The sequence below is a fragment of the Streptomyces decoyicus genome (assembly GCF_019880305.1).
In the GTDB taxonomy this organism is placed as follows: Bacteria; Actinomycetota; Actinomycetes; order Streptomycetales; family Streptomycetaceae; genus Streptomyces; species Streptomyces decoyicus.
The window spans coordinates 8609665-8632952 of record NZ_CP082301.1; the positions used below are offsets into that span (position 1 = coordinate 8609665).

20 protein-coding genes are annotated in these 23288 nt (G+C 69.6%); 11 read left to right on the forward strand and 9 right to left on the reverse strand.

Annotated features, from left to right (window positions below; translation table 11 throughout):
• Positions 1–4: 4 nt before the first annotated feature.
• Positions 5–223: an EF-hand domain-containing protein gene (locus K7C20_RS37800; RefSeq protein WP_030084834.1), complete on the reverse strand. Its 219-nt coding sequence runs from the start codon at positions 221–223 to the stop codon at positions 5–7.
• Between the two features lie 1141 nt (positions 224–1364).
• On the opposite strand from K7C20_RS37800, the gene K7C20_RS37805 reads away from it, so the two are divergent.
• Both K7C20_RS37805 and K7C20_RS37810 read left to right on the forward strand, forming a co-directional pair.
• Positions 1365–3821: an Orn/Lys/Arg family decarboxylase gene (locus K7C20_RS37805; protein ID WP_078953008.1), complete on the forward strand. Its 2457-nt coding sequence runs from the start codon at positions 1365–1367 to the stop codon at positions 3819–3821.
• Positions 3822–4067: 246 nt separating this feature from the next.
• Positions 4068–4619, forward strand: coding sequence for an SMI1/KNR4 family protein (locus K7C20_RS37810; protein WP_048828433.1), 552 nt, complete (start codon positions 4068–4070; stop codon positions 4617–4619).
• A 640-nt stretch (positions 4620–5259) separates the two neighbouring features.
• Here the strand turns inward: K7C20_RS37810 and K7C20_RS37815 are convergent.
• Complete coding sequence (locus tag K7C20_RS37815) at positions 5260–6300, reverse strand: vWA domain-containing protein (protein ID WP_030083978.1); 1041 nt, start codon at positions 6298–6300, stop codon at positions 5260–5262.
• Between the two features lie 1170 nt (positions 6301–7470).
• Entirely contained in the window at positions 7471–7878 is a 408-nt protein-coding gene (locus tag K7C20_RS37820) for a helicase associated domain-containing protein (protein ID WP_030083982.1), read from the reverse strand.
• Positions 7879–7974: 96 nt separating this feature from the next.
• On the opposite strand from K7C20_RS37820, the gene K7C20_RS37825 reads away from it, so the two are divergent.
• The 3 genes from K7C20_RS37825 to K7C20_RS38910 are packed head-to-tail and all read left to right on the forward strand — an operon-like array spanning position 7975 to position 9847.
• Positions 7975–8718 carry an ATP-binding protein gene (locus K7C20_RS37825; protein WP_030083984.1) on the forward strand — a complete coding sequence of 248 codons (744 nt, stop codon included), beginning with the start codon at positions 7975–7977 and terminating at the stop codon, positions 8716–8718.
• A complete protein-coding gene (locus K7C20_RS38905) occupies positions 8715–9266 on the forward strand; it encodes a hypothetical protein (RefSeq protein ID WP_245171005.1) in 552 nt (183 codons plus the stop codon). Before K7C20_RS37825 ends, K7C20_RS38905 begins: the two co-directional genes overlap by 4 nt.
• Positions 9245–9847, forward strand: a complete 603-nt coding sequence (locus K7C20_RS38910) for a hypothetical protein (RefSeq protein WP_052414337.1) — start codon at positions 9245–9247, stop codon at positions 9845–9847. Before K7C20_RS38905 ends, K7C20_RS38910 begins: the two co-directional genes overlap by 22 nt.
• 44 nt (positions 9848–9891) lie before the next feature.
• Here K7C20_RS38910 and tpg read toward each other — a convergent pair whose 3' ends face one another.
• The 3 genes from tpg to K7C20_RS37840 all read right to left on the reverse strand — a co-directional run bounded on the left by tpg (position 9892) and on the right by K7C20_RS37840 (position 11523).
• Positions 9892–10413, reverse strand: coding sequence for a telomere-protecting terminal protein Tpg (gene tpg, locus K7C20_RS39640; RefSeq protein WP_409351357.1), 522 nt, complete (start codon positions 10411–10413; stop codon positions 9892–9894).
• A gap of 260 nt (positions 10414–10673) precedes the next feature.
• Entirely contained in the window at positions 10674–10868 is a 195-nt protein-coding gene (locus K7C20_RS39645; protein ID WP_409351340.1) for a helicase associated domain-containing protein, read from the reverse strand.
• A 46-nt stretch (positions 10869–10914) separates the two neighbouring features.
• Positions 10915–11523 carry a helicase associated domain-containing protein gene (locus K7C20_RS37840; protein WP_030083996.1) on the reverse strand — a complete coding sequence of 203 codons (609 nt, stop codon included), beginning with the start codon at positions 11521–11523 and terminating at the stop codon, positions 10915–10917.
• Between the two features lie 1194 nt (positions 11524–12717).
• Between K7C20_RS37840 and K7C20_RS37845 the strand changes: the two genes are divergently transcribed.
• Positions 12718–14235, forward strand: coding sequence for an NHL domain-containing protein (locus tag K7C20_RS37845; RefSeq protein WP_222892730.1), 1518 nt, complete (start codon positions 12718–12720; stop codon positions 14233–14235).
• Positions 14236–14287: 52 nt separating this feature from the next.
• On the opposite strand, the gene K7C20_RS37850 is transcribed toward K7C20_RS37845, so the two are convergent.
• Positions 14288–14809 carry a hypothetical protein gene (locus K7C20_RS37850; RefSeq protein WP_030084000.1) on the reverse strand — a complete coding sequence of 174 codons (522 nt, stop codon included), beginning with the start codon at positions 14807–14809 and terminating at the stop codon, positions 14288–14290.
• A 40-nt stretch (positions 14810–14849) separates the two neighbouring features.
• Entirely contained in the window at positions 14850–15947 is a 1098-nt protein-coding gene (locus tag K7C20_RS37855; RefSeq protein ID WP_030084002.1) for a hypothetical protein, read from the reverse strand.
• Positions 15948–16218: 271 nt separating this feature from the next.
• On the opposite strand from K7C20_RS37855, the gene K7C20_RS37860 reads away from it, so the two are divergent.
• From K7C20_RS37860 to K7C20_RS37880, 5 genes are all read left to right on the forward strand, one after another.
• Complete coding sequence (locus K7C20_RS37860; protein WP_030084003.1) at positions 16219–16968, forward strand: hypothetical protein; 750 nt, start codon at positions 16219–16221, stop codon at positions 16966–16968.
• A gap of 67 nt (positions 16969–17035) precedes the next feature.
• Positions 17036–18895 (forward strand): RICIN domain-containing protein, encoded by a 1860-nt coding sequence (locus K7C20_RS37865; RefSeq protein WP_030084005.1) that lies wholly within the window; start codon positions 17036–17038, stop codon positions 18893–18895.
• Between the two features lie 59 nt (positions 18896–18954).
• Positions 18955–19257 carry a hypothetical protein gene (locus K7C20_RS37870; protein WP_030084006.1) on the forward strand — a complete coding sequence of 101 codons (303 nt, stop codon included), beginning with the start codon at positions 18955–18957 and terminating at the stop codon, positions 19255–19257.
• 79 nt (positions 19258–19336) lie between these two features.
• Positions 19337–19663 carry a hypothetical protein gene (locus tag K7C20_RS37875; protein WP_030084008.1) on the forward strand — a complete coding sequence of 109 codons (327 nt, stop codon included), beginning with the start codon at positions 19337–19339 and terminating at the stop codon, positions 19661–19663.
• Positions 19664–19824: 161 nt separating this feature from the next.
• On the forward strand, positions 19825–20127 hold the full coding sequence (locus K7C20_RS37880; protein ID WP_030084011.1) for a hypothetical protein: 303 nt from the start codon (positions 19825–19827) through the stop codon (positions 20125–20127).
• A gap of 18 nt (positions 20128–20145) precedes the next feature.
• On the opposite strand, the gene K7C20_RS37885 is transcribed toward K7C20_RS37880, so the two are convergent.
• A complete protein-coding gene (locus K7C20_RS37885) occupies positions 20146–22665 on the reverse strand; it encodes a DEAD/DEAH box helicase (RefSeq protein ID WP_078952995.1) in 2520 nt (839 codons plus the stop codon).
• Positions 22666–23288 lie beyond the last annotated feature (623 nt).

The following is a 23288-nucleotide window of genomic DNA, read 5'->3' on the forward strand; positions in this document are numbered from 1 at the left end:
CAGGTCAGCCCTTCATGGCGGCCCAGAACTCCTCGAAGGACATCTGGCGGTCGCCGTCGGTGTCGAGTGAGTCGATCAGCTCCTGGGCCTGCGCTTCGGTGATCTGCGAGCCCTCCAGCTCCGCCACGACCTTGCGGTATTCGTCCGCGGTGACCTGGCCGTCCCCGTCGAGGTCGTAGCGCTCGAAGACCTTCCGCGCCGCCGTCTCCATGATGTCTGCCATGTGCTCCGCCCTTCTGTGATCTTCGCTGACGGGCCCAGATTATCCGTCCGCCCCGAGCAACGCGGCGCCGCCCAGCCTGCCTCGCCGTGCGGGCCAGCTCGTTCCAGGCGCCGGAGGAACAGGACGGTACGCACCACGGTGCGCAACGGGCCCCAGGCCGCCCTGTCCGCCGGCGGCCCCGTGCGGACAGCGGCCTGGCAGGCCGCGCCGGCCCTGCTCCCGTTCCTGTGCCTGCGCCCGTATCGCGGCCTCGACGACGCGCCGGTCCACGCGCTCCCGTTCCAGCTGGAGGCAGGCCGCGCTCCCCCTCAGCCGGGACAGGCGGCAGGCAGGGGAGGAGACCCCCTCACCGCTGCGCTTCATGGAGCCGAGCCCGCCGTCAACCGGCTGCGGCGGCAGCCCGTGTGGCATGTGCTGCCGCCGGACCGGCGCCACAGACCGAGACCGCCTCACAGCGCAAACGGGAACGGGAACGGGAGCGGCAGCGGGAACGGCAGCGGGAGCGGGTGGAGGGCCCGTCCACCGGCGCAGCAGCGGACGGACCGGGACATCAGCACGCCGGCCGCCCGGTCCCCGGTCCCCGGTCCCCGGTCCCCGGTCCCCGGTCCCCGGTCCCCGGTCCCCGGTCCCCGGTCCCCGGTCCCCGGTCCCCGGTCCCCGGTCCCCGGTCCCCGGTCCCCGGTCCCCGGTCCCCGGTCCCCGGTCCCCGGTCCCCGGTCCCCGGTCCCCGGTCCCCGGTCCCCGGTCCCCGGTCCCCGGTCAGCATGGCGCGGGTCGCGGCGGGGCCCTCAGCAGGTCCCTGGTCACCGGTCAGCCTGCCGCGGAACGCCGTAGCCCTCAGCACGCAGCACCCGCAGCACACCCAGCACACGCCGAAGCCCGCCCAAGCCCGTCCAAGCCCACCGAAGTCCGCCGAAGTCCGCCGAAGTCCGCCGAAGTCCGCCGCCACAGCGTCCACACACCACGGCCAGTAGCCGGGTTTCCCTCATCGGAGTGGTTTCGCCCCGTCACCGGGCCGCTGCCGGCGATCTTCCGGTTGCCTTCGGACAGCACGCATGGCGCACGCACCGGTTGTCTCTCGGACAGCACGCATGGCGCACACAGCTGACCATCACCGACACGCGCAGAGCAAAGGGCCACTATGACCGACGGGACGATTCTGTTCGCGGTACGCGAGCTCCCCCACAGCGAAGGCGCCGCCGCCGAGCAACTGCGCGCCATCCGCAAGGAGCTGGAGAGCCGAGGCCTCGACGTGCGCTGGGCCACCACCGCCGGTGACGCCCAGGCAGTGCTGCGCACCGAGGCAGGCCTGGCCGCCGCCGTGGTCGACTGGGACCTTCCCCAGACCGCCGCAGACGGCGGCGAAACCGGCGGCGCCGAGGTGCTGCGCCACGCCGGCCGGCGCTTCCACGACCTTCCCGTCTTCCTGGTCACGGCCGGCGAGGACCTGGAACACCTGCCCCTGTGGGTGGCCGAAGCGGTGATCGGCTACATCTGGCCGCTGGAGGACACCGCCCCCTTCATCGCCGGACGCATCGCCAGCGCCGCCCGCGGCTACCAGCACAACCTGCTGCCGCCGTTCTTCGAGGCACTGCGCCGCTTCGACGACGCGCACGAGTACTCCTGGCACACCCCTGCCCACTCCGGCGGGGTCGCCTTCCTCAAGTCCCCTGTCGGCCGGGCCTTCCACGACTACTTCGGCGAACGGCTGCTGCGCAGCGACCTGTCGATCTCCGTCGCCGAACTCGGTTCCCTCTTCGAACACACCGGCCCCATCGGTGCGGCAGAACGCAACGCCGCCCGCGTCTTCGGCGCCGACCGCACCTACTTCGTCCTGCACGGCGACTCCACCTGCGACCGGATGGTCGGTCACTTCAGCGTCACCCAGGACGAGATCGCACTGGTGGACCGCAACTGCCACAAATCGGTGCTGCACGGCCTGGTCCTCTCCGGAGCCCGGCCGGTCTACCTCATCCCCACCCGCAACGGCTACGGACTGGCAGGCCCCCTGCCGCCCGCCGAGATCCAGGCACCCTCGGTCGCCTCCCGCACCAGCCGCAACCCCCTGACCCGGGGCGCCGTCTCCCCCCGGGCCCAGTACGCGGTGCTGACCAACTCCACCTACGACGGCCTGTGCTACGACACCCTCCAGGTCGCCCGCGCCCTCGCACCCAGCACCCCCCGGCTCCACTTCGACGAAGCCTGGTTCGCCTACGCCCGCTTCCACCCCCTCTACGCCGGCCGCTACGCCATGGCAGTGGGCCCCGACACCTTCCCCGGGCCCGAACGCCCCACCGTCTTCTCCACCCAGTCCACCCACAAGCTGCTGGCCGCCCTCTCCCAGAGCGCCATGGTGCACATCAAACCCGCACCCCGCGCGCCGGTGGAGCACGAACGGTTCAACGAGGCGTTCATGATGCACGGCACCACCTCACCGCTGTATCCGATGATCGCCTCCCTCGACGTGGCCACCGCGATGATGGACGGCCCCCAGGGCCGCTGCCTCATCGACGAAGCCGTCACCGAAGCCATCCGCTTCCGCCAGAGCGTCGTACGCGTCGCCCGGCGCATCGCCGCCGCCGACGACCGGCCCGACTGGTTCTTCGGCGTCTGGCAGCCCGAGACGGTGACCGACCCGGCCACCGGCGAACGTCTGCCCTTCGCCGACGCACCGCCCCAACTGCTGCGCACCGAACCCTCCTGCTGGCAGCTGGAGCCCGACGCCCACTGGCACGGCTTCACCGGCCTGACCCAGGGCTACTGCCTGCTCGACCCCGTCAAGGTCACCCTCACCTGCCCCGGCATCGACGCCACCGGCCACATGTCCGACCCGGGCATCCCCGCCCGCGTCCTCACCGCCTACCTGGCCACCAGGAACATCGTGGTGGAGAAGACCGACAGCTACACCACACTCATCCTCTTCTCCATGGGCATCACCAAGGGCAAGTGGGGCACCCTGATGGACGCCCTGATGGACTTCAAAACGCTCTACGACCACAACGCGCCCCTGGAGCGCGTGCTGCCCGAACTGGTCGCCGCCCACCCCCGCCGCTACACCGGACAGACCCTGCGCGACCTGTGCCGGCAGATGCACCACCACCTGCGCGACGCCCGCCTGGTCGAGCTGCTCGATGCCGCCTTCCAGGACCTGCCCGAGCCCGTCACCCCGCCCCGGCACTGCTACCAGCGCCTCATCCGCGGCGGCACCGAGCGCGTCAGACTGACCGACGCGGCCGACCGGGTGGCCGCCGCCATGGTCACCGTCACCCCGCCGGGCATCCCCGTCCTGATGCCGGGCGAGAACACCGGCACCCCCGACGGCCCCCTGCTGCGCTACCTGACCGCCCTGGAATCCTTCGACCGCCGCTTCCCCGGCTTCCGCAGCGAGACCCACGGCGTCACCCTCGACCCGGACACCGGCGACTACCTCATCGAATGCGTACGCCCCCTCCCCGCCCAGCAGACCGGCCGCACAGCCGCAGAACACCACACGGCCCCGACACCGGCCCCGACACCGACACCGACACCGACACCGACACCGACACCGACACCGACACCGGCCCCGAACCCGCTCAGCCCCCCACTGCCCCCAGCCTGACCCAAGCCACCAGGCCCCCTCACTACTCGCAGCCGCCGCTACCCGCAGCCGCCGTCGCCGCCCCCGCAGGCATACGACTCCCCGCAGCCGCTCACGACCATCGCCGGGAACACCGGCGTCGGTTCGGCAGCCGACCCGTGTGCTGCGCGCTGCCCGCTGTGCTGCCCCTGCGCCTGGTTCACCGCGCCGGGTGCGGTGCACACGGCGCGGTGAACCAGGCACCGACCTCGTTGCTACGGTCGCTGGATGGGGAGCTGGGACGAGGACGGCGTACGCGCTCGCATACGGCAGATGGCGGCACGGGACCCGAAGCGGCTGCGCTTCGGGGCGGACACGCACCGGTACGAGTTGGCGCCGCCGTTGCCCAAGGCGGAGATCAGGGCGTTCGAGGAAGCCCACGGCATCGAACTGCCGTTGGCCTACCGGTCCTTCGTCGCGGAGGTCGGCAACGGCCCAGCCGGTCCCGGTCACGGGCTGATGCCGCTGACCGCCCCCCGCCCGCAGGCCGGCGAGGAGTGGGCCGTGGACGACGAATGGGAAGAGGACCGGCTGCCGGGCCGGCTCGCCGCGCCGTTCCCCCTCACCGAACCCCTGCCCGGCCGGACCGGCACGCCGGCCGGGGAACTGACCTCGGGCACGCTCATGCTGGCCGAAGAGGGCTGCGGCATCTTCCTCCGGCTGATCCTGACCGGCCCGCACGCCGGCGAAGTCTGGCAGATCGACCCGGACTGGGGCGGCTTCGTCCCCGTCAGCCCCGGCTTTCGCACCTGGTACACCCAGTGGCTGCAGCACCCGTGAACACCCCCCACACCACCCGGCCCACCCCGCCCGCCCTCGCGCACCTCTCCAGGTCTCCCCAGCTCCAGCAAGCGGCGGCCCTTCAGCAAGCGGCGGCCCTTGCCGGAGGCTGGGCCCGCGCAGAAGTCGCAGCGTGCACACACCGCGCACCGCGGGCAGCTCCTCGCGCCGTACACCCTGGCTCGCGCCGCACCTCCCTGCGCGCGCCGGCCGACGACTCCACGGACAAGCCCCCACCCGGCACTGCGTCCAGCACCGGCAATTCCTGATCAGCCTCTGACGGCCGGGCCCGGGGCTGATCAGCCTGGCAGGCGGCAGCGGTCAGACAGCCGCTGATCTTTCACGGCCCCGGCGCCAGTGGCGAGGGCGCCTGCTGAGGGATCAGACCGCAGGTTGCCAGTCCGCTGCTTGCTCGGCCAGGCCGGGTCATCCCAATGGCGCAGGTTCGTAGCCCGCGGCCTGCGCCACCGCCCCACCACCGCCCCACCACCGCCCCACCACCTCCACCGCCCCCACTGGCCTTCCGCTGCCGGCGAGGCAGCCGCAAGCCGTCGAATAACGGCTTCGCCCGAGCGAAGCCGCCTTCGCCGGCCTGCGCCGGCAGCCCCCGCCAGCCGGACCGGCGGGGGCTTTCCCGGCGTCAGACCATCAGCAGTAGCCGTGTGTTCGGCACCAGCTTCCGGTTTACGCTGGTGCTCTGCACAAAAATCGTGAAGTCGTCGTTGTGGTCCGGCTTGACGCGAGTCTCCTCGTCCGGCAGACCGAGCAGGGCCCGGGCCTCCGGCCCCGTGAACACCCGGTCCGTCTTCTTCTCCAGCACCGCAATCTGCTTCCGTGCCTGGACTTTCTCCGACTTACTCAGCTGATAGAACGCACAACCGGTACGGAAAGCGTGTCCGCATTCGACGACCCAGTTTCGGATCGTCGCTTCGCGAGCCACCGGAATCAGCTGGTACCCGGACGGATTCACCGGGGTGAGACCGGCTGCCTCTATGGTGTCCTTGTTGACAGCCTCGGCACCCGTAGAGAACACCGCCCGCGATCCCCGGATGCCCCGGGTGCGCCCCACCATGAATTTCTCGGTCGCCTGCTGGATGACCTGTCCGGCCTCCTCCAGGCCCTGGGTGCTCGTGGCGTCCCAGATGGCGATGTTGTCCTTCGGGAAGCCGCACTGCATGGCCTCGCGCTTGCCCATCTGGTCCGGCACCAGGACGGCCAGCGTCCAGTTGTCCGCCTGCGTCTCGGTCATCTTCGCCACGGCCCGCACCAGTTCACGCGGATCCCCGCCGGCAGCGTCCGGGCAGCGGTGACTTGCGTTCTCCTGCCCGTCGGTCAGCACGAACGTCAGGAAACTGTGGTCGCCGTAAAGCTGAGCTGTCTGCGCCAGCTCCTTCTGCGACTTCAGCGTGGCCGCCAGCAGAGCCGTCATTCCCCCGACCCGGTACAGCTGCTTCAGGGACGGCATTCGCAGCACGTCCTTGTCGTAGATGACGCACTCCACCTTGTCCGCGAAGACGTACACCGTCACGCGGGTTTCCTGGTCCAGTTCCTTCGACCGACGGGCCAGATAGGAAATCTGCTGGTCGGCGACTTCGACGACCTTGCGGCTCAGGTGTGACATGGACGAACTGGCATCCAGCACAAGAGCAACGTGATTGATGTAGTTCTGGCTTCCGGACATAACTGCTCCCCCTTTTTCCGACTCGATGCACTCATCGTCTCACCCACCACTGACAATCGATCTTGGAAACCAGGCGCATGCAGACCCCGACCGCCCCGACCTGCCACGAAGAAAGACCCGGCCCAGCGCCGTCACCCGGCCCGCATCAGCGAGCCTCCCAGGAGAGAGCCGCCGTCCTGCCGAGGAGAACGCGGAAGACCGGCGTCCAAGACCGGCGTCCAAGACCGGCCATCAATCCCACGAGTTGAAGAGCGTCGCGCCCAGCGTCCCCGGCCGCCAGTGCCTGATCTGACGCCACTCCGCGCCAGACAGAGCACAGGTGTCCGACTCCGCCAGTGGGGGGAGGAGCCGGGCTGCACTCAAGACGACGAAACCGACGTCGCCGAGGACGGTGGCCCAGGCAGGGGCTTCCTGGAATTCGCTGGTGTACCAGTAGCGCCGGTCACCAACGAAGCAATCAGCGGATGGTGAGCGTGGAACAGAGCGATGTGCGTGCCCTCCCGATCGCTGATCGTGGCGCTGTGGAAGTTCTGTGGGTACTCCTGCTCCGTGAAGTCCTCGACCTGCCCGTGCGCAGCCCGCGCCGCGGCATACAGGCGACACGGCATGCCCTGGGATCGGTACTCGGCAAGGGCGGGTCACTCCCGCCTCGGAACCCCGTCACGCCCTTCTCCAAGCGCAGGGTGACCTGCGAGCTGTCCACCTTCCCCTCCGAGCCGTCCGCCCATCCTTCGATGGCGCAAACCTACTGACCAGCAACCTCCGTCGGCACAGGAAATTCGCCAGCAGCGTCTTGCAGTTGCCAGAGACCGGGCGTCTCACATCCCACCCTTGCGCCCCACCCCCGGCCGAAATAAGTGAGGCGGTGCGGCACCCACGCACACCCGCGACAACGTCGATGTTGGGACGGCCGAACGGGATACAGCGCACGCGACCATCACGGCATGGTCATGGCCCGGAAGTGGTACTCGTCGTATCCCACGACCGTCTGCGGTCGCCGGAACAGCCGACGTTCTGGGCCGCTCACCTGGCGGACCTGCGTGAAGGCTCCCCTAGAGCCGTCCGGCCCCCGCAGCACGAAGTCCCGGGCCACGTCAGGCACAAAACTTCTCAGTGCCCCACTTGACCACCCTGCACGATGCCCGGCTACCGCCCGGTCACCGCCGCTGCTCACACCCAGTCGATACCGACCTTCCGCAGCGCGCGGCGTTGTGCGGGAGAGAGCTTTTCCCTCCGCTGCTTGGTGTTGGTGACCCATACACCCAGCTTTACCGGCACCGGCTCCGTCTCGCCGTCAACGCAGATCTCTTCGCTATGGCCTCGGGGCACCGGCCGGTCACCTTCCCGCTCCACCCACTGCGCCAGGGCCGTCAGGCCCCGCTGGAACGCCTGCTGCGCCTTGCCTGGGCCCTTCGTCGCACGCTTGGCGGACGGCGTGGGAGACGGCGTCTCAGCCGGATGCAGGCCCAGCCCGGCAAGTCGCCGCTGCTGCTCTTGCGACAACTGCGCCCAGGTGCTGGCCTCGCATCCCCCGCCGCCTGCGCACTGGCGCACCCCGCCCGGCATCGCAGCCGACACCGCGCCACCCCTTCCTCGGCCCGCAGCCTCCACTCACGTCGAGCCGCTGACGGAGGCTCCGCCGGAGCCCGGCTCCCACCCCGCAGGAGACGCCTGATGACCGCGGCCACTTACCAGTACGTCGACCTGCCCGACGCGGCCGTGGTCACCACCCGCGCGCTGCTCACCGCACGGGAGAACATCGCCGACACCGTCGCCGCACGGGCCATGATGTGCATCCACGGCGGCGCCGGCTTCGGCAAGACCCTCGCGGTCAACACCTGCCTGCGCGAACTCGAACCCGCAGAGGACGTCCGCCGGGTCACCTTCCGCGCCCGTCCCACCGCCCGCGCCGTGCGCTACGAGCTATTCACCGCCCTGGATTTGCCCGGAGAGCCGCCCCGCCACCCCAGCGAGTTCGACCGCCTGCTGAAGAACGCACTGGCCGAACACCCCCGCACCTTCCTCGTCGACGAGGCCCAGTGGCTCAACGGGGAGGCGTTCGAGTACTTCCGCTACCTGTGGGACGGGCCCGCCACCCGCTTCGCGGTCGTCTTCGTCGGCGGCGAGGGCTGCCACACCGTGCTGCGCCGCGAACCGATGCTCTCCTCCCGCGTCTTCATCCGGCAGCACTTCACCCGCCTCACCCCCGAAGAGGTCCAGCAGGTCATTCCCCTGTTCCATCCCGTGTGGGCCGATGCCGACCCCGAGGACATCGCCTTCGCCGACAGCCACGCCGCGCACGGAAACTTCCGCGCCTGGGCCCAGCTGACCGCCCACACCCGCACCGCGCTCGCCCGCACCGGCCGGCCCCGGGCTGACCGGGAGTTGCTGCGCTGGGCCTTCAGCCGCCTCGCATGACCACCGCCTCCTCCAGCTCCATCAAGCCGCCGCCGGTGGTGCTCGTGCTGGACCGGTACGACGACGCGGCCCACACCCATACCGCCCTGGCCTCCCACGATCCCGCCGTCGGCCGGATCACCCTGCACCCCGGACCTGGCACCATCAGCGACACCGCGCTCGCCCACGACCTCCTCGCGGCGCTGGGCAAGCCGCCGCTGCTGCCCGGCCGCTACCCGCCAGGCCGGCAACCGGCGTGGCAGGCCGCCACCGCCTGGATCCACGCCATGCCCGCCGCTCGGCTCACCGTCCTACGCGCCCACCGGCTCACCCCGCGCCGCATCGAGCGGCTCCTGCGCCTGCGCGAAGCGACGGGCATCGCCCTGACCCTGGTCTGCCACCGGCCCCGCCCGACCGCCGCACTCCACCAGGCCCTGTATGGCGTGCCCCACACCGTCACCAGCGACCTGGACACTGCCCGCAGCCACTACTACGACGGGGCCCCACCACTCCCGTGGGCATTCCTGAGCCGGCATTCCTTCCGCGCATGCCAACGGCCCGGTGGGTGACGCTGCCTGCCCTTGACCGCCTCGTCTCCTACGACGTCACTCGCCCCTGCATCGGCCCGTGCACGCCGGCCCCGATCGACTGGAAGCAACGGCCGCCACCACGACCGCTCACCGACACAGCCGCTCAGGAGATCACCCGCAGAATCCACCGGGCAACCGCGCACCCCCGACTGGCCGCAGCCCTGGTCGCCACGCTGCTGACAGGCGCGTCATACCAGCAACTCCTCACCGTCCGCACCGACGACCTTGGCCCCGGCGCGGTCACCGTCGCCTTCCACGACCCCGCCCGCTACACCGACGGCTGCGCCATCCACCCGATCCCGCCCTGGGCACAGCCGTTCCTGCGCGCCGCGGCCTGCTACGCCGCCCTCACTGGCAGCCAGGAACTGCTGGCCAGCCCGAACGAACGCCCCCACTTCCTGCGCCTCGCCGAGGGCGCCAAGCTACGCCCGCCCCAACCTCCGGGACGACGGAGGGCCGGATCTGGGCTGGTGGTGTGGGATTGGGCGGAGCGCAGGGAAGCCGAGTACTACCAGCGCTTGCTGGCGGCCCCGCGCACACTGCCCCTTCACAGCCGGTAGCCCCGACGCCCACGTTCCGCCCCGGGCACGCGTGCGGGGCCGGGTCAGTCGATGGCGAAGTCGGCGAACTCGACGTCCGAGAAGGCCACCTGCAGCCCGTGGGCGCGCCCGCCTCCGTCGCGGAAGTAGGCATGCCCCAGCGCACGGGCCAAGATGACCATCTGCTGCGCCTCACCGGCGTCGGCGTCCCGGGCGGCGAACAGCTCCCGCGCGACCGCGCCGGACAGATGCTGGGTGATCAGCCGCCGGCGGGGGCCATCGGAGGAACCTGCCACGGAGGCGAATCCAAACCGGGCCCGGGTGTGCACAGAGAAACCGCGTGCTTCGGCCCGCACACGCAACCGCTCACGTATCCGGGGCTGCCACCGCGCCCGGACGACCTCCTCGATCACGCGCATCTGAGCCGCGCCCGGCGTGCGCCGCCCCGGACCGGACGTGACCCACCGCTGCACAGTCCGCTGCGAAACCCCCAGAACCCCCGCCAGCCTCTTTGTGGAGCCCTTCTCCGCCCTGAGCAGGAAGCCCAGACGGGCAGTGACGCTGCCCGGCAGGGGCCGGGTACGCAGAGCCGCTCCAGCCCGTCATTGATCTCCCCCAAGGCCCGCTCCTCGTACATACCGCAGCATCCACCCTGCGCGTCTCTCCCACGTCCGGCCTCCATGCAGCTAGCCGACAGGGCCAGCTTCCTGCGGCCCGTAGCGTCTGGTCTCCCACACCGCCCGGCCTTGCCCGCCAGTTCCGGCACTTTTCGAGACAGCACCGCCCGGCGTCGGCTACGTGAGCCGGCAAGAGCGCCAACGAGGGAACCCGCATCGCGACGGCGCCTTCATGCCCATTCGATGCCCAGCTCGGCCAGCTGCTGGCGCTGGTCGGGGGTGAGTTTGCTGCGTCTGCTCTTGGTGTTGGATACCCATACGCCGAGCTTTACGACCGCCGGTTCCGCCTCGCCGCCGCCCTCGCCGTCAATGGTGATCTCTTCGCTGTGCCCGCGGGGCACCGGCCGATCGCCTTCCCGCTCCACCCACTGTGTAAGGGCCGCCAGGCCCCGATGGAACGCCTGCTGGGCTTTACCGGGGCCCGTGCCGCGCGCTTCGTTGCCGGGCGGGAGACGGGGCCTGGGCGGCTTGCACGCCCAGCGCGGTCAGCCGCTGCTGCTGCTCGGTGGACAGCCGCGCCCAGGTGGCCGGATCCTTCTGCCGCTGGAGCCACACTCCGAGGTCGTCGCCGTCGAAGAGCACTCCGGGCGGGATGGCCGGCAGCACTCCGTCGGCGTCGACCAGGTCCGCCAGGACGCGGTGGTGGCGTTGCCAGTCCAGTGGCCAGGGGCAGTTCCAGTCCTCATCGATCGCGGCCAGCTGCTCCGCGCGTACGGTGGCCCGCTCCGTGTCCTTGCCGAGGCCGCCCTTCCGGCGAAGGTTGGCCATGTGCTGCCCGATGGGCGCCATCGCCTCGCCCTCACCCCACACCGCGTCCTGACGTGGAGCGAGGTGTCCGGTGGCCCGCTGATAGGACCGCAGCGCGGCGAGCTTGGTCTCCCAGGCTTCCTCGCCCGGCTCCCACACCATCCCGGCTTCCGGCGCGTCCAGCAGGGTCTTGCGCCGCGGCTCCAGCTCGCCGGCCCGCAGGGCCTTGCGCTGCTGGTGGACCCACTGCCCGAGCGGGAAGCCCTTCGTCACGCCGACTTCGGTCTCGGTGTCGCAGGGGACGGCGTGCAGGCCGGTGATCTCGTTCTCGGCTCGCCATGGACGCTACGCGCACCGGGACGACGCCGACGGCGTGCATCCAGTGCGCGAGGACGACCAGCAGACGCACCGCCCGCAGGAGCCCGGACCGCCCCGCGGCCGGGGGGCCAGCCACTGAGTGCACCCGATGCCGGGCACCCGATGTCGTGGTGCGTACCGGCGATGCACGGAATCCACTCCACCGGGTGGAGTCCACCGCCTGGGAGTGGACACCATCGTGCGGGAGTGCGCGACACCGACGGGACGATGCCGTGCAGCCACCCGGTGCACGACCGCCGCATTTCCCCTTGACCACGGCCCGTGTCAAGGGGAAACGCCCCACCGGCCCGCGCCACCGCGCCAGGTCCATCGCCGTGGTGGGGGAGCCCCGCGCCCAGTCCCGCAGCGCGGACAGCAGCACGCACCCGGCCTCGTCCAGCGCGAAGGAGTCCGTACACGGGTCGGCCTCCCCGTCGACGGCCGTGACGGGCCAGACGATGCCCTCGGCAACCGCAGCAGGATGAACGCCAGCTCCGGGTCCGCTTCCGCCCACCCGGCGACAGCGCCGCCGTCACCCATGCTGTGCCTGGTGGACTGGGTGGCGACGAAGCTGCGCTGGCGGCTCGCCGTCGATGACGCCGAAGGCGTCGTTCTGACCGAGTGGGCCGTGGGTCGCCCGAACGTATCTGTGAGGGTGGTCTTCGCTCGGAGCCCGATGCGGTGGTAGCTCCGGCGTCGCCGAGGCCACGGTCAGGCCCTGCAATGCCGGCTGCGCAGAGTAGATGCCGACAGGCAGGTGAGCACGTACAGACTGCTGTTGATGCCCGCATCTTGGTGCGTACGCCGGGGCAGAAGGCGCACGCTGTGCGTCGGTCGTGTCGACATGCGCTGGACATGGTGGGCAGTGCTTCCGGACCACTGGATGGATGGGTTTGCACGCCGCAGGCTCGGGCGGCGATCTGTCGGCCTCCAGCATGGGAGCAGCGCACCTGCGGCAGACGGTTGCTTCGTGTGCGAGCGCAGGAGACGTCTGCCCGACAAGAAGACCAGGCCGACCAAGCGGTGCAGGCAGTGCGGCACCTGCCCAGGAACGGCCGACCTATTGCATACGCCTGTAGCGGGCGGTTGGTGAACGGTGAGGGGATGATGATGAGCACTGCCCATGTGGCAGCCACAGGGGGAGAGGATTCCGACCCGCCGATCAGCACGTTCGCGGGGACCGGGGAGGCGGGCTTCAGCGGGGACGAAGGCTTGGCTGTATCGGCTGAGTTGAACCATCCGTACGGTGTCGCGGTAGACAGCACCGGCACTCTGTACTTCTCTGAATACAGCAACCACCGGGTCCGCAAGGTCACGGCGGACGGGAAGATCAGTACGTTCGCGGGGACCGGGGAGGCGGACTACGGGGACGACGACGGCCTGGCCGTCTCTGCCCGGCTGAACTACCCGCGTGGGGTGGCGGTGGACAGCGCAGACGCCGTCTATATCGCCGATGCCGGCAACCACCGGGTCCGCAAGGTCACGGCGAACGGGGAGATCAGCACGTTCGCCGGCACGGGCGCCGCGGGTGCCGGTGGCGACGGCGGTCTTGCCACCGCTGCCGAGCTGGACCGTCCGTACGGTGTCGCAGTGGACGGCACCGGTGCCGTCTACATTGCCGACCACAACAACCACCGGGTGCGGAAGGTCGCGGTGGACGGGACGATCAGTACGTTCGCCGGCACGGGCGAGGCGGACTTCGGTGGTGACGGCGGGGCGGCGGAGTCGGCTCAGCTGAACGGCCCGCACGCAGTGGCGGTGGACAGTGCAGGCGTCGTCTACATCGCCGACGCCGAGAACCACCGGGTGCGGAAGGTCGCGGTGGACGGGACGATCAGTACGTTCGCCGGCACGGGCGAGGCGGACTTCGGTGGTGACGGCGGGGCGGCGGAGTCGGCCCAGCTGAACCACCCCGTGGCGGTGGCGGTGGACAGTGCCGACTGCGTCCACATCTGCGACCAGTACAACCACCGGGTGCGGAAGGTCGCGGCCGACGGGACGATCAGCACGGTCGCCGGCACGGGCGAGGCGGACTTCGGCGGAGATGACGACCCGGCCGGCTCGGCCCAGCTGAACAACCCGTTCGGACTCGCGCTGAACGGCGTCGACGCCCTCTACATCGCCGACCACATCAACAACCGGATCCGGAAGATCGCCTCACCGAGGCTGCCCAAGTCCGGCACGGTGGTCTGCTGGGCCAACGCCCGCAGCAGGCTGCGGATGGCGGTCACGCGCGAGTCCACCAAGGACGGTGCCGAGATCCATCAGACCCTCCCCGTTCCCCGGGGGCATCAGCGGTGGCGGCTGGTCGTGGTCGGCCAGAACGACGGCGAAGCCCTGTACCGGATCGAGAACGTGCGCAGCGGCAAGGCGTTGGAGGTCGTCGGCGGGCAGGAGTGGCCCGGCGCGGTGATCGCGCAACGCGCCTATGAGGGGGACGACGCGCACCACCAGCAGTGGAGGCTGATCCCGGCGGGCTCGGCGGCGGACGCTCCGCATGTGTACGAGATCGCGAACCGCAACAGCGGACTGTACCTGCGAGCGGACACCAATGCCCGCACGGCGATCAGGCAGGACGGGGCGGAGGGCGACCACCAGGGCCGGCAGTGGCAGCTGCTGCCCGCGTGATGCCGAAGGGGGCAGAGGCGGTCTCGCCCCTGCCCCCTTCACGACCAGGGCGTCACTTGGAGCCGGGCGGCTTGTCGGCGGTCGCCTTGGGTGCCTTGCCGGCCTCCGGCGCCGCGGGCTTCGCCGGCGTCTTGGGCATGCCGGTGTACTTGCCCTTGTCCGGCTTGTTCTGCAGGTCCTCGTTCTTCTTCAGGTCGGGGTTGTTCGCCATCTTCGCATTCGACTGCTCCATGCCTTCGGACGCTGCCGTGGACACCGAGCCGAGATCCTGGGTGTACCCCGTCGGGCCGGCCGCCTCCTGGGTCTTTTGGACGAAGGCGCCGAGGAAGCCCATGATGAGGCGCGCTTCCGGCGATTGCTCCTGTACGACCTTCGCGCGCGAGGAAGCCCCGTGGATCGCATCGGCGGACAGGCTCGTGCTCTTGTCGTCGTACGTGGTGTCGGTGACGTCCTCCTCGAAGTCAGAGTCGAAGTCGAAGTCGGGGTCCGCGGTCGGCTGCGTCCGGTCGCCGTGGGTCACGGAGAAGAACCCCGCGCTCTTGCCGGCGAAGTCGAAGATGCTGTTGAACACCATGGTGGTCACCTCTGCTCGTCGTGCTCGGCGTGGTGCCGGCTCACGTGTGCTTGTGCAGCGAGCGGTCGCTGTCGGTCAGGCTCTGGCAGTCGAACATCGTGTGGTGGACGTCCAGGACGGAGACGACCTCGGCCAGCCCGTGCAGGTGGAAGCCGCCGCAGGCCAGGTCGAGGACGCTGATGGGGCGGGCGACCATCTGGTCGAGGCCGGGATAGTCGCCGGGCTGCGGGGGACACAGGACCGCCACCGGCACGGCGTAGTACACCGCGATGAACCCGGAGAAGGTCACCGGGATCTCGTAGTAGTAGTGCTTGTGGCAGCGTCGCTGGGTGACGACGCTCTCCACGCGGCCGCCCGGGGGGACCTCGCCGGAGATCTGCGACTTCGAGGCCCAGCTGGTGCTCAGCGAACCGCTCACGGAGCCTTGGATGCCCAGCGCCAGCGAGGCGTTGAGCGTAGCGGTGCCGGTGGCGCTGCCCGTGGTCGTGAAGCCCACCGACTCCGTCACCGTGTTCGCCATGGAGTTCGTTGCCGCGTTCCGCACCGCGTTCTCGGTGGCGTTCGCGTTGTCCACTCCGACGCTGTCTTTGCTGTTCTTGTTCGTCACGGTGTTCGCGTTCTTGTTCGCCACCTCGTTCTGGCACTGCGCCTGCATCTGCTCCTGGAGGTCCATCCGCAGCTGGTTCTGCAGCTGCAATTGCAGTTGTGCGCTGATGCTGCCGCCGAAGGTGAGCTTGGCATCTCCTTGGAGCGACCACTTGATGTCGTTCGACACGCTGAAGTCGACCGAGTCGGTGAAGGTCATTTTGGACGTCTGACTGCGGTTGACATAGGTACGCGAGGAGCACATGTCGGGCGGGGGCTGCCTGATGTCGCACCGCTCCTCGATGAGCGGCTCCCCGAGGTGCATATAGGCGATCCAGCCCAGTTGGAACGCGGTAACGGTACCGGGCATGGTGCCGTAACGCTGCTTGTTAACGGAGAGCCCGATGGGTTTGTGCGGCACACCTGAGTCGTCGACGTAGACCAGGTTGGGGTGGTTCAGCAGAGCCTTCCAGTCGATGTGGAGTTCTTTCAGGTTCTTCTTCGTCAGCGGCTGGCGCTTGGTCCGTCCCAGGTTGTACGCGTTGGAAGACATTCCCATCCTCGACTAATGTGGCCGAATATCGCTCGGTAAATTTGAACGGAATGTGCACGCGTTCTGGCGATCGAAGCTAGCACGGCATTTTTTTCCCCGAAAGATGTCACCGTTCATCACCCTCCATCGAGTGATAAACGCTCCCTGCCCTCTCAACTCTCCTTGTTCCAGGGTAACTTCGAGAAAGTATCGATCGCAGCGGTTTATCGGTGATATCGCTGAGCGCCGGACGCGTTGTTCTCCACATCCAGAACAGGTGAGGTATTTCGCGATGTACACCCAAGAACGCACCACGATGTCGAACCTGGTGGTCGGTGGCCCGGTAGCGGTCAACAGCCACGACAACGCGATCGTGGCGGCACTGGTCGAGAACCGGCCCGTCATGCTCGTCCACGCCTTCAACGGCGGCTATCTGCGGCCCGCCGAACTGACCGACTCGGTCCACGACAAGGGCGTCGAGCTGGCCACCGCACTGGACCAGGTCACCAAGGAGGCGAAGGGCCACCTCTGGTACATCACCCCCGCAGGCTTCTTCGGGCAGCGCCCCCTGTACTTCCTCGAGAGCGCCGCGGGCCAGGTGTCGCCCACCCCTGCCACCGCCGGGCCAGTGCCGCCCGCACCCGCTGCCGCGGGGCAAACCGATGCCGGGCGCGGTGACGACGGCACCCCGAAGCCGCAGCGCCGGCGTGTCACCGTGCACCAAGACGCCCCCGCGAGCCCGGCCGACACCGTCCAGGTGGGACTGCCGGACAAGGTCGACGACAAGTGGCGCGGGAAGAACGGCGCGCCCGAGGACACACAGCTCTGGATCGTCACGGTGACGCCGTGGGGCGGGATCACGTTCGTGCCGATCACCCACCCCGACACCATCCTCGGGTTCAAGGACCACGCGGTGGCCGCCGACAGCGAGGTGCGCCTCACCTACAACTGGGGCGGCGACTTCACCGGGACGGTCATCAACACCTTCTACCCGCGGCTGCCCAACGAGTGGAGCGTCCCCTACCACCACGTCTTCACGTGACCGGCGGCCACCGCCGCATCAGCCCCATCCCTGACCTACGCCCGCACCGCCTGGAAGGGGCAGCACGATGCCCGTACCCACGCAAGAGCTGAAGCTTCAGATCGTCAACGCCGCCACGGGGAAGACCCTCGGCGTCAAGGACGCGCCGGGCGCGGAGGGGGCGCTCGTCCTAGGCGACCTGCCGGACGGCGGCCCGAGCCCGGAACAGTGGCAACTCGTCCCCGTGCAGGCCGCACAAGGCGGACAGACACAGGACGAGCAGGCGTACGTGATCCGCAACGCGGCCGGCGGCAAGGTGTTCGACAACCCAGCCGCCGCGGACCGCGGTGTCCGCCAGTGGAACGCCGCCGCCAACGAGAAGGCCCAGCAGTGGCATGTCATCCCCGTCGAGGGCGAAGCCGGCTGCTACGTCATCGAGACCGCGACCGACGGCGCCGTCCTCGACCTCGCCGTCCTCGACCTCACCGGCCCCGGCCCGGACGACACCGCGGTCGTCCTGAGCGACTACGACGAGAACGCTAAGAGCCAGCGCTGGCGGTTCGTCACGGCCGAGCCCGAGCGCACCAGCGACCCCATGCTGCGCTGGGCACCACTGAGCCACTGGAACAGCCGCCAGTCCTGGCGGCTGACCCGCTCGCCCGCCCTGCGCCCGGCCCCCGGCGCCGCCCCTGCCTTCAGCGACATGCTGCTGGTCCTTGAGGCATTCGGGAGCGACCAGGAGGCCGGCGGATGGAAGAGCGACGGAGCCAACCGCTCACCCGACGGGCGACCCACCTGGTGGGCCGGGCCCGGCGCACGGTTCCTCGCCGACACCACCGGAGCGGGAGGAGCGGACATCGTCGGCCTCAAACCCGCGACGGGTCTGGTCACGGCCTCCAGCCACGGCGACGGCACGTTCGACGACGAACGCGTCCTGCACTCAGCGGCACCCTCCGCGAGCCCGGCGGACCTGTGGACCCTCGCGGACACGACAGCCGGCGGAAATCCCGACATCGTCATTCTCTCTGCCGACGGCCTCCGCGTCTTTGCTCGCGATGAGGACGGGACGTTCAAGCCCTCGGGCGGCGAGCCGGCCCTCCACGCCTTCGGACACGGTGTCCAAGCCGGCGGCTGGCTGGCCGACAAGCACCCCCGCTTCCTCGTCGACACCACCGGAGACGGACGCGCCGACGTCGCCGGCTTCCACGACGACGGATTCTGGCTGTCGCTCCAGGACGAGGACGGCGCCTTCGCACCACTCACCGACGAACCTGCTCTCAAGGCGTTCGGCCACAACGAGGAAGCGGGCGGCTGGCTGGCCGACAAGCACCCCCGCTTCCTCGTCGACACCACCGGAGACGGACGCGCCGACATCGCCGGCTTCCACGACGACGGACTCTGGATCTCCCTCCAGGACGAGGACGGCACCTTCGTCGAACCCCTGTACGTCCTCGACGACTTCGGGGTCGAACAGGGATGGAGCACGACCGAGGAGCACCCCCGGTTCCTGCTTCCGACCACCCGTGACGGAGCAGTGGACATCGTCGGCTTCGGCCCGCAGGGCGTCGTCGTCGCCCGCGGCCGCGGCGACGGCACCTTCGAGCCCGCGAAACTCGTCCTGAACGACTTCGGAAGCGCCCAGGGGTGGACGGGCAAGAAACATCTGCGGCTCCTGGCCGACGTCACCGGCGACAGCACCCCGGACATCACCGGCTTCGGCGACGAAGGCGTCTGGGTGGCGCACAACCGCGGCGACGGGCAGTTCGACCAAGCCCAACTGGTGTGCCGCGGCTTCGGCTACAACGACGACGCCGGCGCCTGGCGAGTCGACCACCACCCCCGCTTCCTCGCCGACATCACCGGCGACGGACGCACCGACATCATCGGCTTCGGCGGCCCCGGCGTGTACGTGGCCCGCAACCTCTACCGCCGCTTTAGGACCCGATAGACCACGCAGAGCCCAGCCGGACCACGGCAGTCAGCCGCGTCGAATGAACGGAAGCTTGCATGAGTCACCCCTCCGCCATCGCCCCGTACGCGCAGGCCGCAGCCGTGGTCAAAGCCGACGGCACCATCCTGCGCGCCCACGGCATCCAGCAAGTGATCCCAAAGGGCTCCGGCAATTACTGGATCAAGGTCGACAGCACGGTCCGCCTGGACCGCTCGGTCCCCGTGGCGACCCCCTCACCGGGAGCACCGTGGGGTTCCGGCGCGCTCATCGAAGTGCTCAGCGCAGAAAGCGTGATCCGCGTCCTCATCCAAACCATCAACGGCGGAAACAACGCGCCCTTCCACCTGGTCGTGCCGTGAACAGGCCGCTCGTCCGCACCCAGATGCGCTGCTCCCCTCCCGGTGCGGCCGTCACCCGCGAAGGAAAGAGGAACAAGCTGTGAGCACCCCGTCCTACCCGCTGGCCAACGCTCCCTATGCCCAAGCCGCGGCCGTGATCAATGGGGATGGCACCGTCGTACGAGCCCAAGGCGTCGTCAAAGTCCGACGGATCGCAGACGGCAGCTACTCCGTGGAGGTCAGCAAGGACATCGACCTGGACAAAGCCGTGCCGCTGGCCTCCCTGATCGGCCGGGTTGACTCGTCCGTCCCGGCCCAGATCTATATCAACCCCCACGAGACCAGCGACGACCCGCACACCTTCGGCGTAACTACGTACGCGGGCGCTGCCCGTGTGGACAGCCCCTTCATTGTGATCGTGCCCTAAGCCTCATTGGCCGGCCCCTCACCGACACGGTTGTGCCCCTTACCAAGATCGCAACCCCCGGGGCGACGAGCCCTTCAACCTGCCCGTGCCCTGACCTCACCCGGCCGATCACAGTACGAGAAAAACGGCCCTCGCCAAGACAACAACCTGGAGGACATGCCATGGCCGATCCCGTCCCGCTGTACGCCCCCTACGCCCGCGCCGCCGCCATGGTGACCCGCGACGGGATCGTGGAGAAGACGAAGAACATCCTCCGCGTGGAGAAAGTCGGCACCGGCACCTACAAGGTGATCATCGCCGAGACCGTCGACGTGACCCACGCCGCGCTGCAAGTCACCGCCGACAGCGCGGCCAACTGGGGGAGTGAGGTCTACGCCCACAGCCTGGGACCGCATGTCGTGCAGGTCCTGACCGGCAAGAACGGGACGGAGGCGGCGCAGCCGTTCCACATCGCCGTCCTGTAGCACCCCACAGGAATTGAGTCATGCCCATCGCATGCCGATGGCGGAGAGCTCTTCCATCCGCTCCGGGGTCAGCGTGGCGGCCCGGCTCCGCTGGTTGCTGACCCATGCCCCCAGACGGAACTGGAGCTCCCAGCCGTCCTCGGAGAGCACGGTCTCGACATGCTTTCGAGGCACCTTCAGATGGCCCTCGCGCTCGAAGAACTGCCGGGCGGCCGCGAGGTTGGCGGTCCACTTGTCGGCCTGCGTGCGGCGCGGCTTCGGCTTCTCGTCCTCACTCGCGGGTGTGATCCCGAGGACCTGTTCGCACATCCACTGCTGCACTGTCGTCAGCTTCTGCCAGCCCAGCCGTTGCGCCTTGACCCATCGCCCGAGGTCTTGGCCGCGGTGCATGACGACGCCGGGTTCGGTGGGCAGTTCGCCGCCGATCTCTTCCAGATGCTGCCGTGTGAGGTGGAAGGCCCGCTGCCACTCCACCGGCCAGGCTGGGCACCAGGACGGGTCGATGTCCTCCAGCTGCTCGCGCCGGTCCGGCGACAGGGCGCCGGTCCACGAGTCGACGGGGAGTCCTTCGGCCTGGCGCTGTTCGAGCTCCTGGGCGCGCCGGGCGGCGGCGCGGGCGTTCTTCAGCCAGATGCCGACCTTGTAGCCCTGGTGGGCGGCGTCGAGGGGGGCCAGGAGGTGCCCGTGTTCGGTGGCCCACCCGCGGGCGGCGCTCAGGCCCTCCTCCCACGCGACGTCGAAGTGGCTCCAGACCATGCCGAGTTTCTCCAGTTGCTCGATGCGGTCCTCGTCCATGTCGCCGCGGGCGTAGAACCGGCGCGCGTCGGCGGTCCACTGCCCCAGTGGGAAATTCGCTAGCGAGGCCGGCCACCCGACCCCCTCGGCCTCCTCGCCCTCCGGCACGCGGTACGTGAACGGCACCCGCAGGTCACCGTGCACACGGGCGAAGATGACCGCGGCCTCCACCCCACGCCGCCAGTGCTCATGCTCAGGGTTGAGGACGCGCAGGTTGATGAACGCCGCGAGGGCGGCCGGGTCGCGGGGCGTGGAGAACTTCAGCAGGGCCTTGGCGGGGCCGCTGACGCCTCCGGAGCCCTCGCCGCTCCCGCCCGTGCTCTTCCCGCTCTCGTCCTTGCTGACGGGCTTGTAGCGGCTCGGAGCCTGCTGCTCCGCGAGGCTCTCCACGATCCGCGCGTCATGCGCCCGCAGCGCCTCCAACAGCTTGGCCAACCCGCCGAACGCCCGGGACGTCAGCATGTTGTCCGCCGTCTCGCCCGGCCCGAGCAGCACCGGCACCACGAGCGAGGCCACCTTGCCCTCGCCCGGCTGCATCCGCAGCGCCCGCCCTACGGCCTGGACCAGGTCGGGCATGGAGCCGCGCACATCCGCCCAGTAGACGGAGTCGCAGTTCTTGGTGTCGACGCCCTCGCCCAGCACCTTCACCGAGCACAGGAAGCATTTCTCCACCACGGTGCCGTCCGTGGCGATCCCGGCCGCGAACTCGCCCAGCAGACGACGCCGGTCCAGAGGCTTGTGGTCCCCGCACAGCCAATCCGTCCAGATCGTCCTGGGGTACAGCTCGGGATCGGATGCGTGCAGCTGCGCGGCGACGTCGGGAAGGCCAGCCGCGAACGCCTCGGCTTCCCGGATCTGATGGTGGAACACCAGTGTGCGGCGGAAGCCCTCCTCGGCTGATGCCTTGACCAGGGCGGTCTGCAGAGCGGCGAGCCGTGCCCCGCGTACCTCTGCCGAGCGGCCTTCGGCGCCCAGGAGCTGCGCGGCCTGGAGCGCGGTGTCGGTGACGTCCACGCATACGACCTGGTAGGGGGCACAAATTCCCCGGTCGATGGCCTCCGAGAGCGTCAAGGTGAACGCCCTGCTGCCGAAGGGGCCCTCGGGGTCGTCTTCCATGCTCGCGACCAGCTCGCCCGGTGCGCCGGCCTCGTCCTCATCCCCGAGCTGCCACAGCCGGGGCGTGGCCGTCATGTACAACCGGCGCAGGGACGGGATCTTCTGGTTGTCGTGCACGACCGCCCACGGCTTCCCGATCCGGCCCGAAACCCTGTGGGCTTCGTCGACGACGATCAGGTCCCAAGCCGCCAAACCCTCAGCGTGCGCCCGCTCCAGCATGCCCAGCCCCAGGCTGGCGTACGTGGCGTACACGGTGACTTTGTCCAGGCCCCGCGTCCACTCCACCAGCTCGTCCACGTCCGTGGTGTTGGGGAAGGACACCTCCTCGCCCCGCAGCGAGGACACCCCGATCATCGGCCCCCGGCGGCCCCCCTCGCGCCACGCGGACTCGGTCTGGGCGAGCAGGTCCAGCGAGGGCACGAGCACCAGCACACGACCCGCGTGGAGCTCCTCCGCACTGCGGACCGCCACCCGAGTCTTCCCGGACCCGGTCGCCATGATCACCTGCGTTCGAATCCCTCGTTCGGGCACAAGTGATCTTGCAGGCAATTCGAGGGCACGCACGACCGCGTCAACGGCTTCTCGCTGGGCTGCCTCGCGCTGGTCAACGCGGTCTGTGCTCGACATACTCTCCTGCCTTATCCTGGGGTACCGTCCGGTTGATTCGAGCGGCAAAAACGGGAAACCTGCACGTAAGAGAGGTGAGAGGGCTTCGGCTGGACTGACGCGATCGGCTGGTTGCTCCGCCTCACCGGAGCACCGGCAAGGCCGTGGGATGGATCTCGATAACCCTTCGGAGTGGTCCGGGGTGGTGCGCTCTGAGTCCATAGCTTATCTCGGCTTTAAAAATGAAGCACACGGACCTCGAAGATTCCTCTAACGTGGCCGAAAGCCGCCAGTCTTGCCTTATCGCAAGCCACTCCAAAGCCTTGACACCCCCTCAATCTGTGCCTCTGCCTCTGAGGCCGGCCCCCGGCGCTTCCCGCCCCCGTCCCGACTGTCCGTCACCACCCCCTCTTCGTAGCCCGCTTGGCCCGCAGGGCCACTACGCCCCCACGGCCCGGTGGTTGTCGATGGCGGGCCGTGCGGGGGTGGCTGGAGCGGAGCGGAGGCCGCCGGGCCGGGCGGAGCCCGGCCTCGGGCCGCAACGCGGCCCGCTTGCACTGCTGTTGGCCCTGGAGCGGAGCGGAGGGGCCGGCCCGGCTTCGCCGGGCGCGGTGCGCGAAGCGCTCCGTTGGCGTTCCCGCGGA